Source organism: Rhizobium sp. AC44/96 (assembly GCF_001692185.1).
GTDB lineage: Bacteria > Pseudomonadota > Alphaproteobacteria > Rhizobiales > Rhizobiaceae > Rhizobium.
This window is the reverse complement of record NZ_LXKO01000025.1, coordinates 433,826-450,518: the sequence shown is the minus strand read 5'-3', so window position 1 is coordinate 450,518 and position 16,693 is coordinate 433,826. Positions and strand designations below refer to the sequence as shown.

Sequence of the window (16,693 nt, the reverse complement as noted above, 5' to 3'; positions counted from 1 at the left end):
TGTCTGTTGGGTGGGATCAGGTGAGCACGACATATTCGGTCAACTGGTTGATCGTCGTGTCCGCCTTGTCGACATCGAACACCTTGGTGCCGTGGCTCATGATCACGAAGCGGTCGCAGACCTGATAGGCGTGGTAGATGTTGTGGGTCACCAGCACACTCGAGACGTTTTCCGCCTTGAGCTTCAGCACCTGGTTCAGGAGCGCCTCCGTCTCGCGCACCGAGAGCGCAGACGTCGGCTCGTCGAGAAGCAGGACGCGCTTCTTGAAATAGACGGCGCGGGCGATGGCAACGGCCTGCTTCTGGCCGCCGGAGAGATTTCCGACCAGCGTATCGGGGCTATCGATGCCGGAGATGTGGACGGCGTTCTGCAGCACCTCCATGGCGATCTCGCGCATTTCACGCTGGCGCAGGAAGCCGAAGCGATCGGTGAGTTCGCGGCCCATGAAGATGTTGCGGGTGATCGAGAGCGAATCCACCAGTGCCGTATGCTGATAGATGGTTTCGATACCGGCATCGGCGGAGTCAGACCGGCAGGTAAACGCCGTCTTCTTTCCATCGACGCTGAGATAGCCATCCGTCGGCTTGTGGATGCCCGAGATCAGGTTGACGGTCGTCGACTTGCCGGCGCCGTTGTCGCCGAGCAGTCCTACCACTTCGCCTTCGCCGATGTGGAAGCTCAGATTGCGCAGCGCGGTCAGCGCGCCGAAGCTTTTCGAGATGTTGTGCAGTTCAAGAAGATTGGGGGCCGACATCACGCAAGACCTCGCCGCTCGATAAGATGGTTGAAGATGGCGGCCAGCACGATCAGCGTCGCGATGAACATGTCGAGATAGAAGCCCGGCGCACGCAGTAGAAGCAGCACATCGGTGATGGTGTGGATGAGGAGCACGCCGAGGAAGATGCCGATGATCGAGCCTCGGCCGCCGCGAAGCGACAGTCCGCCGATGACGCAGGCGGCGATCGCCTGCAGTTCCAGTCCGGCGCCCTGCCCCGGTTGCACGCTGCCGACGCGGGCCGTTGCAATGATGCCGGCCACCGCCGCCATGCCGCCGGCGATCGCGAAGGCCACCAGCTTGACGCGGTTGGTGTTGATGCCGATCGCTTCCGCAGCACCCCGATTGCCGCCGGTGGCGAACACATGGTTGCCGAAACGGTGACGATGGACGAGGTAATGGAAGCCGACGACGAAGAGCACGATCCAGATGAAGGCGGCATTGATGCCGAGCAGTGTGCCGGAAAACAGGCTGGTGAAGATCGGTTCCGGGTCAAAGCGGACCTGGACCGCGCCGTTATAAAGGAGCACCGCGCCGCGCCAGAACAGCAGGCCGCCCAGCGTCACGATGAACGATGGTAACCCGAAGCGCAGCGTGATGTGGCCGTTGAGCAGACCGATCATGATGCCGGCCAAAACGCCGAGCGGGGCGGCTATGAAGGCGCTCATTCCGGCGCCGACGAGGCTCGCCATCAGGATGGCGGTGAAGGTGTAGACGGAGCCGATGGAGAGGTCGAATTCACCCGCGATCATCAGCACGCCGGCGCCGAGCGCCAGGCAGCCGAGCACGGGGACCGCCTTCATCAGGATCGTCAGGTTCTGCGGCGAGAGATAGCGGAACTGATCCGGATAGAGCAAGGCGCCTGCGATGCAGACGATCTGCAGCATCATGAAGACGAGGAAGATCGCGCCTGCCGGCATCGCCATGATCTGCCGGATAATCGGTTGTTTCTGCGTCCGCGACCGGGGCGCGGCACTTGTCTCAAGAATTGGTGTCACGGTCTGGTACTCGATCGATTGGAGACGGAGAACCTGCCGGCATCGCCGGCAGGCTCCCACGAAGCGCGGTTAGCGGAAGCTGCCGATCAGCGGCTTGACCGAGCTGATGCGCGACTTGTCGAGGAAGGCGCCCTGGCCGGTGTCGACGTCGGTCGGGGTCAGCCCGTACTTCTTGGAAAGCGCGATCTGGGCGATCGGGTAGTAGCCCTGCAGATAGGGCTGCTGGTCCATGGTCGCGAACATCGCGCCTGACTCGACCGCATTGACGATCTCGACCGCGAGGTCGAAGCCGCCGAACGGGACCTTCACGCCCGCGTCCTTGATGGCGCCGGCGCCAACGGTCGAGGTGACCGAGCCCGTGCCGAACACGGCCTTGACGTTGGGGTTAGCGATCAGGAACTGCGCCATGATGTTCTGCGCCTCGGCCGGATCAAGCCCGGCGCGAACCGTCTCGACCTTGATGCCGTTTTCCTTCATCGCCTTCTCGATGCCGCCGCCACGCGCGACCGCGAAGCTCGCTTCGGGAATTTCGCGCGGATTGAAGACGGTGTCGCCGGACTTCAGGCCGAACTCCTTGATCATCCGATTGCCGAGCTCGTAACCGGAGGCGAATTCGTTCATGCCGACATAGGCCTGGCGGCAATTGCCCTTGGCGCCTTCGAGGTCATCATTGTTGAAACCGATGACGACGATGCCTGCCTTCACGGCCGCGCAGATGCTCTCATCGAAGGCATCCGACGAGGAAATGGAAACCGCGATGCCATCGACGCCGGCTGCCGTGGCGCTTTCGATCAGGTCGTTCTGGCGAACCGGATCATTATTAGCATATTGCACGTCGAGATCGACGCCGAACTGTGCCGCCGCATCCTTGGCGCCCTTCACCACGGGGTTGAAGAACTGGACACTCGGATCGAGATAGATGATCATCGTTGCCTTGACGTCGGCGGCCAATGCCGTAGATGTCATCATCGTGGCGATACCCGCGGCGAGTGCTGCGGTTTTCAACCTGGTCAATTTCATTTGCGTATCCTCCCTTTGGATGTGCAATACGGGTCGAAAGACCCAAGTCTCGGCTGGCGGGCTCCGACCAAAGATCACGCCGGCCGAGATTTTCCTCCGAGACGTCCCGCCTTCTCCCAAAAGCGGAAACGCCCTGTCCCTCTAATTCCCTGTCAGCCGAACCACGGCGCGGGTCGCCCGAACGTCACGTGCACGCCCTTGAACTGGGAATATTCATCAAAGCCATAGCGGCCGAGTTCGCGGCCGAGGCCGCTTTTCTTATAGCCGCCGATCGGCAGTTCCGGGGTGCCGTCGATGACGCTGTTGATCCAGCAGCGGCCGGCGCGAATGCGGCGAATGCTCTGCATCGCGTTTTCGAGATTGGTCGACCAGACCGAGGCGGAAAGGCCGAACTCGCTGGCATTGGCGAGCGCGACGGCCTCGTCCGCGGTCTTGAAGGTCAAGGTCGAAAGCACCGGTCCGAAGATTTCCTCGCGGGCGATCGACATCTCCGGCTTCACGCCGGCAAACACGGTAGGAGCGTAATAGATGCCGGTGTCCTTGCCGACGCGCTCGCCGCCGAGCAGCAGTTCGGCACCGGATGCGATGCCGGCCTCCACGTACGAATGGACCTTGCCGACATGGGCTTCCGAGATCATCGCGCCGATCTTGGTGCGGTCGTTCAGCGGATCACCGAAGGTCACCTTCCGCGAGATGTCGAGCAGGCGTTCCATCAATGCGTCGCGAATACCCTCCTGAACCAGCAGTCGGCTGCCGGAGATGCAGCATTGCCCGCCATTGTGATACACGCCGTAAGCGATACCATCGGCCGCCGCCTCGAGGTCGGCATCGGCGAAGACGATCTGCGGCCCCTTGCCGCCGAGCTCCAATCCGACGCGCTTGACGCTGCGCGCCGCAATCTCGCCGAGTTTGGTGCCGACGCGCACCGAACCGGTGAAGGCGACCATGTCGACGCCGGGATCTTCGGCGAGCACCTGGCCGGCCGGATCGCCGTAGCCGGTGACGACGTTGAAGACGCCATCGGGAATGCCGGCCTCGCGCGCCAGTTCCGCCATGCGGATCGACGTACCAGAGGTGAACTCGGACGGTTTGAGGACGACAGTGCAGCCGGCGCCGATCGCCCACGGCACGCGCTCTGAAGCGATGATGAAGGGGAAGTTCCATGGCGTGATGATGCCGACAACGCCGACAGCTTCGCGCAGCACCAGACCGAGCCGATCGTCGCCGATGTTGTTGTGCGCTTGGCCTTCCAGAGCGCGCGCCTGACCGGCGGCATAGGACCAGAGGTCGGCGCAGAAGCCGATCTCGCCGCGCGCCTGGGCGATCGGCTTGCCGACCTCAAGGCTTTCAGCCAGAGCCAGTTCTTCCTGATTTTTCAGGATCAGGTCGGCCACCTTGAACATCAGACGCGAACGCTCCGCGCCCGACATGCGCGGCCACGGGCCGGCATCGAAGGCACGGCGGCCGGCGGCAACGGCCAGCCGCACATCATCGGCCGAGGCCTCCGGCCAAGTGCCGACCACGACGCCCGCGTGACCGGGGCTGACACGGTCAATCGTCCGGCCGGAAGCAGCATCCACCGACTTGCCATCGACAAGCATCTGGTAGCGGGATTTAATGTTCAGCCGCGGATCACTGGAATCAGGCGCAATGAAATTGGACAGCACGTTTCTCTTAAAGCCGACAAGTCGTGCCGGCCCTCCCTTTTTACCCGGTTTCAGACCACCGGATTTATGTTGCGTTTGAATTGTATGGTACTGTATGGTGGTTTAAATTGGATGTCAACGCATGACGGCGACGAAAGACATGAACCTCGAATCCTTGAAGATTGAGACCGGCGAAACCGCTGCGGCACAGGTGGAACGCGACTTGCGCGAGCAGATCATCAGGCTGGAACTGGCACCCGGCACGCGGCTTTCCGAACAGGAGATCGCGACCCGCATGGGTGTCTCGCGCCAACCCGTGCGCGAGGCCCTGATCGCGCTTGGGAAATCACGGCTGGTCGACGTGCGCCCGAACCGAGGCACCGTGGTCGTCCGAATCTCGGCACGGCAGATGATGGAAGCGCGCTTCGTGCGCGAAGCCCTTGAAACCGCTGTTGCCCGACGCGCCAGCGAAAGCTTCGACACCTGGACGCGGCGCCGGATCGACACCATTCTCGGCCGGCAGCGTGCCGCGATGGACGCCCATGACCACAACGCATTCCGGCGAGAGGACGAGCAGTTTCATATCGCGATCGCTGAAGGCGCTGGCTGCAGCCTTGCCTGGAATGCGATCGCCGACATCAAGGCCCACATGGACCGCGTCTGCAATCTGCAGCTTCGCCACCCCGATTCGATGATGCGGCTGATCGCCGAGCACGAGGCGATCATCACCGCCATCGACGGACGCGACGCGGACGCCGCCGCCGGCGCCATGCGCGCCCACCTTAACGGGATTTTGTCGGATCTACCGCAGATCGAGGCGGATAATCCGGATCTGTTCGAATAATGCCACATTGAAGGTGCCACTGCGCGGATGCATGACCCGCGCAGTGGCTGCCCTCGGACGTGGTTGAGCAGCGGCGCACCAAGGCTCCAAGCTAGAGAGAGACGCTGCGCCCAGTCCTGACGCTCTCGTCCGCCGCAATGCAGATGCGCAGCGAAGTCACGGCATCATCCATGTGACGGGTAAGGTCCAGGTTTTCGACCACGGACCGGTAGACGAAATCCTGCTCCCGATCGCACAGCGCCTGATGGCCCGGCTCGTCATGCATATCAAGCCAATCATCCGCTTTTGCCGGAGATCCATCTGCCTTCAGCTCTGCATGATGGACGCGCAATCTGGATGTCCGCGTATGCGCGTCCAGATCGGCGGAGCTTGCGCCCTCGTCCATGACGATGGAAACCGAGCCATTCGGCGAAATGACGTCCTTCACGAAGAAGGCGGTCTCCGACATCATCGGACCCCAGCCAGCCTCGTACCAGCCGACGCTTCCATCCTCGAACAGCACCTGGAAGTGGCCGTAGTTATACATGCCATCAGGCAGGCCGCCGGCCATTTTCACGCCCATGCCGCGCACTTCCACCGGCTTTGAATCGGTGATCTGGCACATGACGTCGACGTAGTGCACGCCGCAATCGACAATCGGCGATGTCGTTTGCATGATCGATTTGTGGATCGCCCAGGCGCTACCGCTCGACTGCTGGTTCAGGTTCATGCGGAAGACATAAGGACCGCCGAGGCCGCGTGCCTCGTCGATCAGCCGCATCCAGGATGGATGATGGCGCAGAATATAGCCGATGACGAGTTTCCGGTCATTGGCCTTGGCGGCGGCCACGACGCGTTCTGCATCGGCGACATTGGCGGCAAGCGGCTTTTCGACGAAGACATGCGCGCCGCTTTCCAGCGCCGCGACAGCCATATCCGCGTGGGTGTTCGTATGGGTTGCGATGCAGACGACATCGGGCTTGAGCTCTTCAAGCGCCTGCAAATAGTCGTGACGCAAGGGATAGGAGCGCAGTTCTTCCGGCAGGTCGGGAACCGAGCGGTTGACGAGACCGACGATCTCGAAACCGGGGTGATTGTGATGGGCGAGCGCATGGCTCTTCCCCATCTGACCGAGGCCGACCACCAGAACCTTGAGTTTTTGCTTAGTCATTCAGGCAATCTCCAAGTCAAACGGTGCGGCGAGCGTCAGCGATCTGGCTGGCGCCGATACTGGCGAGAGCGACGCTGAACAGGGTCGGGTTGGTCGCAGTCACCGTCGGGATCACGCCATTTCCGGCGACATAGAGATTGTCGAAGCCCCAGACCTTGGAGTTCCTGTCGCAGACGCTGGTACCATCGTCGCGCTCACCCATCCGGATCGTTCCCTGGTAATGCAGCGACGAACCGACAGGCTGCACGAAGGTAGCAAAGCCCGGCGCCGGACGACCGATGATGGCCGAAATACGCTGCGCATGACCCTTGGCCTCTTCCAGGCGCGCCTTGTCGCCTTCCGACTGCCGCCAGTGGATGGAAATGGCTGGAAGGCCGAGCCAGTCACGGGTGTTGTCATCGAAGGTGACACGGTTGTCGGCACTGATGTCGGAGGCCACGAAAAAGCCCATGCCGATCGGCTGACCACTCATTTCGCTGGCCTTCGGCATCGTATGCAGGCTGGTCGCGGCAATCGTGACGGAATAGGGAAACTCCGTGGTGGACGGAATCCAGCTCATCGACGCCATCGGCACATCGGTCTGCATTTCGCTGATCTGCGAGACGATATAGTGGTCGTTGATGTAGCGGCCGAGCGCTTCCGGGCGGATACCCGAGGCGTAGAGCAGTTGCGGCGAGTGCAGCGAATCACAGGCAACGACGACCGTTGCGGCCCTGACCACGAAGGCTTCTTCCGAGCCGACGCGGACAAGTTCGACACCGGTGACATGGCCATTCTCATGAATCACGCGGCGGCAGGCCGTTTCGGAAAGAATCTGAAAGCGCTCCTTCGGCTCATCGACGAGATCGCCGAGAACGACATCAGTGCCGTGATAGCGCAGGCCCTCGGGGCCAGGCGTTGCGGCAAGCGGCATCGGCTGAACGAAGCGATCGGGCGTGCGACCGGGATTGAAAACTTCGCCCAGGCGCTCGCGCATGGCAATGGCTGCAACATCGCCGGCGCGTGGATCCTTGTTGGTCCCAAGCAATTGCGCCGACACCGCCAGAGCCTTGTGCATCTCGTCGGTCGGGATGAAGGGCACCAATTCGATCTCGGAGGGCACCGGCGTGCCGGTCGACCACTTGGTTCCCATGCCGCCGACATTGGCTGCCGAGAAGCCGGCAAACAGGTTCTCGTCCTGCGGATCGGCTTCATTGGCGATGAAAAGACCGGAACGGCGCAACATCGATCCGTCGAAACCGCCGGCACGACGCGCTTCCCATTCCTCTTTGTTGATCGGCATGCGCGGGCTGCGATCGCCGCCCTGGGCCTGAAGTTCGAGGGCCGCGCGTTCGTCGAGATCAGCGATATTGTCGAGATGCGCGCCCTTTTGCGCGAGAATCTGCGGGCCGGCCTCGACCATCAGAATACGCGCTTGCGGCCATTCATTCCTGATCACCCGTGCATAGGCCGAGCCGGTCGGGCCACTCCCGATAATGACGACGTCGGCGGATTGCTCAGACATTATGCTATTCCCTATTCTTCGGTATCAATTTGATATCAAACAAAGATGTATCCTGGCGGATGTCAACCGGGATCGTTAGTCTACGAACAAAGTTTGATAACAGCGATCGAGGAGATGCCGCGATGAAGATAGGTCTGAGTTCATATAGCTTCCGTCCGTTGATGCAGAGCGGGGCCATGCAGATCGAGGATGTGTTCGCCTGGGTCGGCAAACATGGCGGCGATCATGTCGAGCTGGCAACGCTTTCCGTCGCCCCTGAAGGACAGGACCTGCAATATGAACTCATCGATGACGCCGAGATGCTGGAGCGGCTGACGGGAGCGTCCCAAAAGAGCAGTGTGCCGCTCGCCGGCCTTTGCACCTCAGGCAATTTCATTGACGATAGTGAACGGGCATTCCAGCTCGCCCGGCTGAAGCGCTATGTCGAGCTGTGTGACAAGCTCGGCGTACGCTTCCTGCGCCACGACGTCGTGCCGTGGTCGTTGCGCGTGACAGCGCCTGGCCAGTTCGAAGAAGCATTCCCTGCTATCGCCGAAGCGACCCACGAACTTGCCGCCCATGCTGGCCGCTATGGCGTGACGACGGGCGTCGAGGATCATGGCTTCTTCATGAACTCAAGCGAACGGATCAAGCGGCTGCTGCATGCGGTCAATCTGCCGAGCTTCAAGCTTACCGTCGATATCGGCAATTTCCTCTGTGTCGATGAGAACCCGCTGACGGGAACGCGAGCATGCCTTCCCGACGCGAGCTTCGTCCACATCAAGGACTTTTATGTGCGCCAGACCGCACCCGGAACCGATTGGCTGCAGACGGTCGGCGGCCAGGCGATTCGCGGTTCGGTGTTCGGTTACGGCGATCTGCCTGTTCAGTCGATCATCGAGGACATCGTCGCGTCGGGCTATGACGGCTTCGTTTCTCTGGAATACGAAGGCAATGAACCGACGCAATACGGCTGTGAGATCGGCTTGAAGAATGCGAAGGCAATGTTTGCCGCTGCCGGCCGCTGAACATTGCCCTCCTGCAATCTTGAGATTAGAGCGCGGCGATCCGGTCGACGCGCTTCTTGAGATCGGCGAGGCGATTTCGGTCGCCTCCCGTCACCTCGATGGAGGCCCAGCCGGAATAGCCGACATCAGACAGGGCCTTGTTGACGGCCGCCCAATCGCAGTCGCCCTCGCCCAACTCGACATCGAAACCCTTCCAAGGGCCTTCGCTGTTCATTTTTCCGAGGCTGTATTCCTTGATGTCGATCTTCAGGATACGCGACCCGAGTGCCTCGATCCAATGCGTCGGTCTGCCGTAGCGCAGGACGTTGCCGACATCGAAATACCAGCCGAGTTTCGGATGATTGAAGCGATCGACGAAATCCGCTGCCTCCAAGGGGCTGAGCAGGAAGTCGTTCCAGACATTTTCAAGGGCGATAGATACGCCGGTTTCTTCCGCGGCGGGCAGGATCTTGGCGATCCCCTCGGCGGCTCTCGCGTAAGCGGTCTTGTAGCTGGTGCCCGCGTTGACGACACCGGGAACGAGCAGCACCGTCGTGGCACCGTAGCGCACGGCATCATGAAGCGCTTTGATCATCGAATCGACACAGGCCTGACGCGCCGCCGGATCAGAATCCGTGAGCGGATGTTTCCAGTGCACGGCATTGACGAGGCCTGGGATCTTGAGGCCGGTCTTGTCGCGGGCATTCAACACCTCGTCGAGCGGCAGATCATTGGGTGCATCGAGTTCAACCCCGTCATAACCGAGATCGCGCAGAAGCTGGAACTTCTCCAGGATGGATAGCGAAGGCTCCTCGACCATGCTCCATTTCAGGCTGATTTTCGCCAGCGGACGAACGGAAACGGACGTGGAGGGTTGATTGGCGGATTCGGTCATTGATGGATCTTTGTTTAGTGGGGGCTGATGCGCGGCGGGACTATGTCAGCCAATACAACGCCGATCAATCGGTCATTGGAAGGCAAATAGTCACGGAGGCGAAGCCAACCAATAATGGGATCGCCGCGGTTTGATCAGTCATTATGCGCAGGAACGCCGCGTTGCGGTCGACCCGGCTTGACGGTTTCCGCCAACGAGGAGTAGCATCGATTTCTCAACGTGGGATTATGTACGTCTTGCAGTTGTGTTTTCTACCCAGCATTTCTCTTCGCATACGAACAGCCAATCGCTCAACGAATTGACGGAGGAAGCCTTGAGGACCAGCTCTGAGGGGGGCATTGCGCGCTGCTTCGGTACGATCTTTTCGACTATGTGCCTCGCAATGGTTGTAGCCGCTCAGCCCCTGGCCGCACAGACCGAACCGACGGTCGGTGTCAGTAACGTGGTCGTTGCCGACGTTTCTCCCAAGCATGAATTCGTCGGACGGGTCGAGGCAGTCGATGCGGTAGATGTGCGTGCGCGCATCGAGGGCTTTATCGAAAGCCGCCTGTTTGCCGAGGGGCAGTTCGTTCGAAAAGATCAGGTTCTCTTCGAAATCGACAAGCGCTCCGCGGAGATCGCTCTCGAAGATGCAAAGGCCGGCCTGGCAAGCGCGCAAGCAACACTTAGCGATGCAAAGCGCCGTCTGGAGCGCAATCAGTCTCTGAGCAGCCAGACTGTGTCACGCGCGGTGCTGGAAGAAAGCCAGGCCGCCAGCGAGACTGCGCAAGCCAATCTCCTGTCCGCCCAGGCAAGGGTCGAGCAGGCCGAGCTTAACCTCAGTTTCACGCGCATATCCTCGCCGTTCGATGGCCGCATCGGCGCGGCCGCCCTGTCGGTCGGGAGCTATGTGAACACCTCATCGCCGGCGCTGGCACGCGTGGTGGCGATCGACCCGATCCGTGTGGTATTTTCCGTCAGCGACCGCTCGATCCTGGAGTTGCGCGCGGCAGCAGGAGGCATCGGCAAGGACGAGTTGGCCAAGCGATTTACGCCCGGCCTTCGCCTCTCGGATGGCCAGCCCTACGCGCAGTCGGGCAAGATAGAGTTTTTCGGAAACGAGATCGACGAACAGACCGGAACGCTGGCAATACGCGCGCTGTTTCCCAATCCGCAAGCGCTGCTCATCCCGGGGCAGTTCGTGACGGTCGTCATTTCGCAGGCCGAACAAAAGTTGCGCCCGGTCGTGCCGCTCGGCGTGGTGCAGCAGGATCGCGAGGGCAAGTACGTCCTGTTGGTCAATGCCCAAAGCGAGGTCGCCGTCCAGCGGATCAAGGTTTCCGAGCAGTCCGATGGGAATTGGATCGTCGACGAGGGCCTCAAGGGCGGAGAAAGCCTGATTGTCGAGGGGCTGCAGAACGTGTCGGAGGGCACGCATGTCAAAGCGGTCCCCGCATCGCCGGCCGCCGCGGCAGGCGCGTCTGCGCTGGTTCCAGCGACACAGAGCCCGTCGCCATGAACATTTCCGCGCCCTTCATTGCAAGACCACGATTTGCTATGGTGATCGCTGTCGTGATGATCATCGCCGGCGTGGTGGCGCTGCTTCAAATCCCGGTCGCGCAGTTCCCGCAGATCACCCCGCCCGAAGTCCAGGTCACCGCCAGCTATCCCGGCGCCAATGCCAGCGTGATGACCGACAGTGTCGGCGCGCCGATCGAGGATCAGGTCAACGGTGTCGAAGACATGCTCTACATGTCTTCCTCCAGCACGAATAACGGCACCTACAGCCTGACCGTGACCTTTGCCGCCGGAACGGATCCAGCAATCGCACAAGTCAACGTGCAAAATCGCGTCGCCATGGCCACGCCCAGGCTTCCTGCCGCCGTCACGCAGACCGGCGTGTCGGTGAGGGCGCGGTCCTCCAGCATGTTGCTCGGCTTTGCGATCTATTCGCCAAAGGGAACCAGAGACGACGTCTTCATCAGCAACTACGCGACGATCAACATTCGCGACGCGATTGCCCGCATTCCCGGTGTCGGCGAGGCAAGCGTCTTCGGCCCGGCATACAGCATGCGGATATGGATGAACCCGGACCGGATGCAGGCGCTTGGAGTCACAGCGGCCGACCTTACTGCCGCAATCCAGGCACAGAACGCCCAGGCATCGGCAGGCCAGCTTGGTTCGCCGCCATCGGCGACCGGCCAACAACTGCAGCTGACAGTGATGGCAAGGGGTCGGCTTGCTGACGAAGCCGAGTTTGGCGATATCATTGTGCGCACGAACCGGGATGGCGCGATCGTGCGGTTACGCGATGTGGCCCGCGTCGAGCTCGGCGCTCAGTCCTACGATACGGCCTCGACCCTGAACGGCAAGCCGAGTGCGACGGTCGTCGTCTACCAATCCGCCGATGCAAACGCGCTGGCCGTTTCTGACGCGGTCCTATCGGAACTCACGCGCCTGTCGAAGCAGTTCCCCGAGGATGTTGCCTCCACCGTGGTATTCGACACCACCGCCTTCGTTCGAGAGACGATCCGGGAAATCTTCATCACGCTTGCGATCACCTTCGCCCTTGTCGTTGCCGTGGTCTACGCCTTCCTGCAGGACTGGCGCGCAACGGTCATCCCGACACTGACGATCCCGGTCTCCCTGATCGGCGGCTTCGCGGTGCTCTATGCACTGGGATATTCGGCCAATACGATCACTCTCTTTGCCATTATCCTGGCAATCAGTCTTGTCGTCGACGACGCGATCATTGTCGTCGAGAATGTCCAGCGCGTGATGAGCGAGGCCGGCGTCGGCGTTCGGGATGCGACCCTGCGCACGATGAACCAGGTCACCGGGCCGATCGTCGCGACGACGCTGGTGCTCGCCGCCCTGTTCGTGCCTGTCGCCTTCCTCGCAGGAATAACCGGTGAATTGTACCGCCAGTTTGCCGTGACGATCCTCGTCACCATCACCTTCTCGACGATCAACGCCCTGACCCTCAGCCCGGCGCTTTGCGTCCTCATGCTTCGCCCACCCGAGCACCAGCGCGCCGGGATTTTCAGAAAGCTGAACAATGGGCTTGATGCATCTCGGCGCTTTTATCTGCATCTCCTGCCGTTCTTTGCGCGCAAGGCATTCATTTCGCTGCTCGCCTTCCTGGTCATAATCGCGGGCATCGCTGGTCTCTTTCGGATCCTGCCGACGGGTTTCGTTCCTGCAGAGGACCAGGGCTACCTGTTCATGAATGTTCAACTTCCAAACGCCGCCTCCTTGGAGCGCACGCAACAGACGATCGCCACGGTGAGCTCCATCCTGCAGCGAACGCCGGGTGTGGCCAATACGATCGGGATCGCCGGCTCCAGCATGGTTGGCGGCGGTGGCTCCAACTCGGGGATGATCATTGCAGCGCTGAAGCCGTGGGGCGAGCGTGGCCGCGACCAAAGCGTCTTTGCGCTGATGAACCGGCTTAGGGCAGAATTTGCGGCCGTTCCGACGGCCTCCGTGGTGGCATTCAACCCGCCGGCAATCCCGGGACTTGGAACCACCGGTGGCTTTGACTTCAGGCTGCAGGCGCGGGCGGGTCAAAGCCAGGAGGAATTGGCCGAAGTGATGCGCGGCCTGATCACCAGCGCCAACAAGACGCCGGGGCTCGCCAGCGTTTTCAGCACGTTCTCGGCCGATGTTCCCCAGCTCTATCTCGACATCGATCGCAAGCGCGCCGAACTCTACGGCGTCTCCCCGGCGACGATCTTCAACACATTGCAGGCCCATATGGGCTCGTCCTATGTCGACGACTTCAATCTGTTCTCGCGCGTCTATCAGATCAGGATCCAGGACGAGCCGGGTTTTCGCACCCGCGTCGAAGATATCCAGCGCCTGCGCGTTCGGGGCCAGGCGGGCAACATGGTGCCATTGCAAGCCATGGTGTCGATCTCCGCCGTCTACGGCCCCAATGCGGTCAACCGCTACAATCTCTTCCCATCCGCGGCGATCAACGGCCAGGCCGCAGCGGGAACGAGTACGGGCGAGGCTCTGAACGCCATGCAACGACTGGCGGACGCGACCTTGCCGGCTGGGTTCGGATACGAGTGGACGGGGCTGGCACTGCAGGAAAAGCAGGCCGGCAATCAGACCGTCATCATCCTGATCATGGGCATCATTTTTACCTACCTCTTCCTCGTGGCGCAGTACGAAAGCTGGAGCGTGCCCGTCGCGGTCATGCTCTCGGTCACAGTTGCGGTACTCGGAGCGCTCGGCGGTCTGCTCGTTGCCGGCCTCGATCTCGACATCTATGCGCAGATCGGCCTGCTCCTGTTGATCGGATTGGCTGCGAAAAACGCCATCCTGATCGTCGAGTTCGCAAAGGAGAGGCGGGAGGCCGGCATGAGCATCATGGAAGCCGCGACCGAAGGAACGTCGCAGCGCTTCCGCCCTGTCGTGATGACAGCAATGGCCTCGATCCTGGGCGTCATTCCACTGGCAATCGCCACAGGCGCCGGCGCCGGCAGCCGGCAGGCAATCGGCACGACCGTTCTCGGGGGCCTGCTGGTCGGAACGCTGATCGGCCTGCTGATGATCCCCCTACTGTATATCGCCGTGCAAAGCACGCGCGAGGGGATCAAGCGGCGCCTGTTTGGACCAACGGCCAACGACCCGTTTGTTACCGGTGGTACAGCCGACTGACTCATGGCGCGCCGCGATCATAAAACGTTGCTACGTTAGCCCCCGCCGCGCAACGCTTGGGCAGGTAGTGCCCGTCTGCTGAGGAGACCCGCCGTGAGGGCGGTGGCCTCGACACCCCTCGCTTAGAGAGCCGAACCTCATTGGGAAACCACCAGCAAGGCTGGTCGTATCACAGGTTCGGTTACGACCTGACGGGCCGAGGCCAATGATCCGTATCGTGATCCGGATGTTGCCGATTTGAGGCTTGGATTCGTGGCAGGTAACCTTGCGGATCCACGGCATAGGTCGGCGCATCGCCAGGAAGCGATACCAGCATGCCGTACCACGAAACACGGCTCTCATTGCCATATTGCACTACGGGCGGAACCTCACTGGGATTATCGAAGCTTCCTGCCATGACACCGATGTCCGGAAACTCAGGATAATCGAAAATCATCGGAGTGCCACACTCACTGCAGAACCCCCGGCGAGCAAGCTCGGAGCTTTTGAACCACGACAGCTTGCCGCGCGTCACCTGAAAATCGCTCTTCAGGACCGGGCAGATCACCGCAAACGGCCCGCCCACCGCCTTCTGGCACATGCGACAATGGCAGACATGAACATTCTCCGGCTGACTATCGCACCGAAAGCGCACCGCGCCACATTGGCATCCCCCAGTATGGGGACGCAACCCACCCTCCGTCATGCTCTCTCCCTCGTCGGCGCCATAATGGACGCGGTACGACATCGTAGTCGTCACATGGCGGGATGCAACCGTCTACTCAAACCGCTTCCACTGACCGGGAGAAGTGGCGACACCTTGACCTCCAAACCCTGCCTGTCATCCTTGATGAAAATCGGCACCTCTTGAGCCAAGCCCGTCATGGAATCAACAGGTTAAAGTATTTATTGAATTAATCACTTAGTAATCCGCACGCATTACAGAGTATTTTATATTACGTGACACACTCATATTTGAGTTGCATCAGGCAACCCATGTCTGTAGTTGAATAAATACACTCACCAATATTTTTATATGCACAAAATCGGATTTTATAGTGACAATACAGCAGCGATAGAAACGGGCGGGCTTCTTCACATACAGGACATTCCCTTGATGAAGACAATTGCATATTTGACGTATGGAAACCGGCGCGAGTACGGGCTGGAGCTAACTTACAGTGTAATGTCAGCCGTCCATTTCCTCCGGCAGCGCAATGACAACATTCAGATTGTGTTGATAACCACGGCTGCGAGCCGGCGTGACGATCTCCCCGTTCGACATCTTATTATTGATGATGACGAGATGGATCGGTGGATGCTTGACGGAAAATACGCCCATGCTGCGAAATACGCGGCTTTTCTGCGCGCTTTGGACGAGTCTCAGGGACAGGTCATCCTGATTGATACGGACACCTACTTCACCCAGCATCCTGAAACGCTTTTCGAACGGATCGGTCCAAAGCGCGCGTTGATGCACGACTACGATACTACGCTTGGAACTCACCCGGAATGGACCAAGTTGCTGGCACAGATCGGTGGTCCAATTGCCGGCTATAGAGTTGACGGCGCCTCGGTTATGCTCAATTCCGGGATCGTCGGCGCAGATTGGTCAATTCGGTCACAGATTGACGAGGTCTATGATCTCATGAGCGGACTCTTTGCGATCGAGCCCGTTTTCAACATTGAGCAGTTCGCCTTCTCCGCCGTACTGGGCAAGTACGCTTCGCTGTCGGTGTGCCCGGATGTTGTGAGGCACTATTGGGGTTTTGATAGACCGTTCGTCCAGGCCCAGATCGACGATCTGTTCCCACAATTTTCACGGGATCTGTTCGATCAGCATGTCGGACAACTGTGTGCGTTCGGGACGCCCCCAAAGCCTCTGCGGCATCGCCTGAGAGCCAGGCTCATGGCGGCGTTACGCGGCAATAATCGGCAATATGGTTTTGCCTATCTCTCATATCTGTGCGCCTTGTCGAGTGAGAACCCAAAACTAGCCGATGCATGGGCAAATACGGCCTTGGATGTGCTCCTGGAAAACCCAGCGGGCTGGGCCGACATCAAGACCTATGTAAGGCAGGACTTTCGTGAATTTGTCACCGAACGCCTGGAGCAAAACTCATGGATGCAACCAGCTACCCGCCAACGATGGCGAGAACACTGGGGTGATGCACCCCTTTCGAGTGAGCGACAGCCTTGTGATGTCCGCACTTTTGCCTAGACGCCGACGTCGGACGGAAAAAGGAAGG

Annotated in this window: 13 protein-coding genes; 5 read left to right on the top strand and 8 right to left on the bottom strand. The window is 60.4% G+C overall.

Features of this window, described 5'->3' with window-relative positions:
• Positions 1-16: 16 nt before the first annotated feature.
• The 4 genes from A6U87_RS19545 to A6U87_RS19530 all read right to left on the bottom strand — a co-directional run bounded on the left by A6U87_RS19545 (position 17) and on the right by A6U87_RS19530 (position 4,460).
• On the bottom strand, positions 17-754 hold the full coding sequence (locus tag A6U87_RS19545; RefSeq protein ID WP_016554332.1) for an ATP-binding cassette domain-containing protein: 738 nt from the start codon (positions 752-754) through the stop codon (positions 17-19).
• Complete coding sequence (locus A6U87_RS19540) at positions 754-1,773, bottom strand: ABC transporter permease (RefSeq protein ID WP_198928729.1); 1,020 nt, start codon at positions 1,771-1,773, stop codon at positions 754-756. The genes A6U87_RS19545 and A6U87_RS19540 overlap by 1 nt, the downstream gene beginning before the upstream one ends.
• A gap of 69 nt (positions 1,774-1,842) precedes the next feature.
• Complete coding sequence (locus A6U87_RS19535) at positions 1,843-2,793, bottom strand: substrate-binding domain-containing protein (protein WP_065692931.1); 951 nt, start codon at positions 2,791-2,793, stop codon at positions 1,843-1,845.
• 152 nt (positions 2,794-2,945) lie between these two features.
• Positions 2,946-4,460, bottom strand: a complete 1,515-nt coding sequence (locus A6U87_RS19530) for an aldehyde dehydrogenase family protein (protein ID WP_065692930.1) — start codon at positions 4,458-4,460, stop codon at positions 2,946-2,948.
• Positions 4,461-4,581: 121 nt separating this feature from the next.
• Between A6U87_RS19530 and A6U87_RS19525 the strand changes: the two genes are divergently transcribed.
• Positions 4,582-5,283: a GntR family transcriptional regulator gene (locus A6U87_RS19525; RefSeq protein WP_065692929.1), complete on the top strand. Its 702-nt coding sequence runs from the start codon at positions 4,582-4,584 to the stop codon at positions 5,281-5,283.
• A 91-nt stretch (positions 5,284-5,374) separates the two neighbouring features.
• On the opposite strand, the gene A6U87_RS19520 is transcribed toward A6U87_RS19525, so the two are convergent.
• Complete coding sequence (locus A6U87_RS19520; RefSeq protein WP_065692928.1) at positions 5,375-6,433, bottom strand: Gfo/Idh/MocA family protein; 1,059 nt, start codon at positions 6,431-6,433, stop codon at positions 5,375-5,377.
• A 16-nt stretch (positions 6,434-6,449) separates the two neighbouring features.
• A complete protein-coding gene (locus A6U87_RS19515; RefSeq protein ID WP_065692927.1) occupies positions 6,450-7,937 on the bottom strand; it encodes a GMC oxidoreductase in 1,488 nt (495 codons plus the stop codon).
• 122 nt (positions 7,938-8,059) lie between these two features.
• On the opposite strand from A6U87_RS19515, the gene A6U87_RS19510 reads away from it, so the two are divergent.
• A complete protein-coding gene (locus A6U87_RS19510) occupies positions 8,060-8,944 on the top strand; it encodes a sugar phosphate isomerase/epimerase (protein WP_065692926.1) in 885 nt (294 codons plus the stop codon).
• Positions 8,945-8,969: 25 nt separating this feature from the next.
• On the opposite strand, the gene A6U87_RS19505 is transcribed toward A6U87_RS19510, so the two are convergent.
• The gene (locus tag A6U87_RS19505; RefSeq protein ID WP_244499536.1) at positions 8,970-9,818 is read right to left on the bottom strand and encodes a sugar phosphate isomerase/epimerase; all 849 of its coding nucleotides are present in this window, start codon (positions 9,816-9,818) and stop codon (positions 8,970-8,972) included.
• A gap of 382 nt (positions 9,819-10,200) precedes the next feature.
• Here A6U87_RS19505 and A6U87_RS19500 point away from each other — a divergent pair, with 382 nt between their 5' ends.
• Together A6U87_RS19500 and A6U87_RS19495 are read left to right on the top strand one after the other, a co-directional pair.
• Positions 10,201-11,316 carry an efflux RND transporter periplasmic adaptor subunit gene (locus A6U87_RS19500; RefSeq protein ID WP_244499535.1) on the top strand — a complete coding sequence of 372 codons (1,116 nt, stop codon included), beginning with the start codon at positions 10,201-10,203 and terminating at the stop codon, positions 11,314-11,316.
• The gene (locus tag A6U87_RS19495; RefSeq protein WP_065692924.1) at positions 11,313-14,465 is read left to right on the top strand and encodes an efflux RND transporter permease subunit; all 3,153 of its coding nucleotides are present in this window, start codon (positions 11,313-11,315) and stop codon (positions 14,463-14,465) included. Before A6U87_RS19500 ends, A6U87_RS19495 begins: the two co-directional genes overlap by 4 nt.
• Before the next feature lie 181 nt (positions 14,466-14,646).
• On the opposite strand, the gene A6U87_RS19490 is transcribed toward A6U87_RS19495, so the two are convergent.
• On the bottom strand, positions 14,647-15,150 hold the full coding sequence (locus A6U87_RS19490) for a GFA family protein (RefSeq protein ID WP_065692923.1): 504 nt from the start codon (positions 15,148-15,150) through the stop codon (positions 14,647-14,649).
• Positions 15,151-15,561: 411 nt separating this feature from the next.
• On the opposite strand from A6U87_RS19490, the gene A6U87_RS19485 reads away from it, so the two are divergent.
• Complete coding sequence (locus A6U87_RS19485; RefSeq protein WP_141683999.1) at positions 15,562-16,665, top strand: hypothetical protein; 1,104 nt, start codon at positions 15,562-15,564, stop codon at positions 16,663-16,665.
• The last annotated feature ends 28 nt before the right edge of the window (positions 16,666-16,693 follow it).

Coding starts and splice junctions, on each gene's coding strand:
- A6U87_RS19545 (WP_016554332.1), bottom strand. CDS start 754: ATGTCGGCCCCCAATCTTCTTGAACTGCACAACATCTCGAAAAGCTTC.
- A6U87_RS19535 (WP_065692931.1), bottom strand. CDS start 2,793: ATGAAATTGACCAGGTTGAAAACCGCAGCACTCGCCGCGGGTATCGCC.
- A6U87_RS19525 (WP_065692929.1), top strand. CDS start 4,582: ATGACGGCGACGAAAGACATGAACCTCGAATCCTTGAAGATTGAGACC.
- A6U87_RS19520 (WP_065692928.1), bottom strand. CDS start 6,433: ATGACTAAGCAAAAACTCAAGGTTCTGGTGGTCGGCCTCGGTCAGATG.
- A6U87_RS19515 (WP_065692927.1), bottom strand. CDS start 7,937: ATGTCTGAGCAATCCGCCGACGTCGTCATTATCGGGAGTGGCCCGACC.
- A6U87_RS19510 (WP_065692926.1), top strand. CDS start 8,060: ATGAAGATAGGTCTGAGTTCATATAGCTTCCGTCCGTTGATGCAGAGC.
- A6U87_RS19505 (WP_244499536.1), bottom strand. CDS start 9,818: ATGACCGAATCCGCCAATCAACCCTCCACGTCCGTTTCCGTTCGTCCG.
- A6U87_RS19500 (WP_244499535.1), top strand. CDS start 10,201: ATGGTTGTAGCCGCTCAGCCCCTGGCCGCACAGACCGAACCGACGGTC.
- A6U87_RS19495 (WP_065692924.1), top strand. CDS start 11,313: ATGAACATTTCCGCGCCCTTCATTGCAAGACCACGATTTGCTATGGTG.
- A6U87_RS19490 (WP_065692923.1), bottom strand. CDS start 15,150: ATGACGGAGGGTGGGTTGCGTCCCCATACTGGGGGATGCCAATGTGGC.
- A6U87_RS19485 (WP_141683999.1), top strand. CDS start 15,562: ATGAAGACAATTGCATATTTGACGTATGGAAACCGGCGCGAGTACGGG.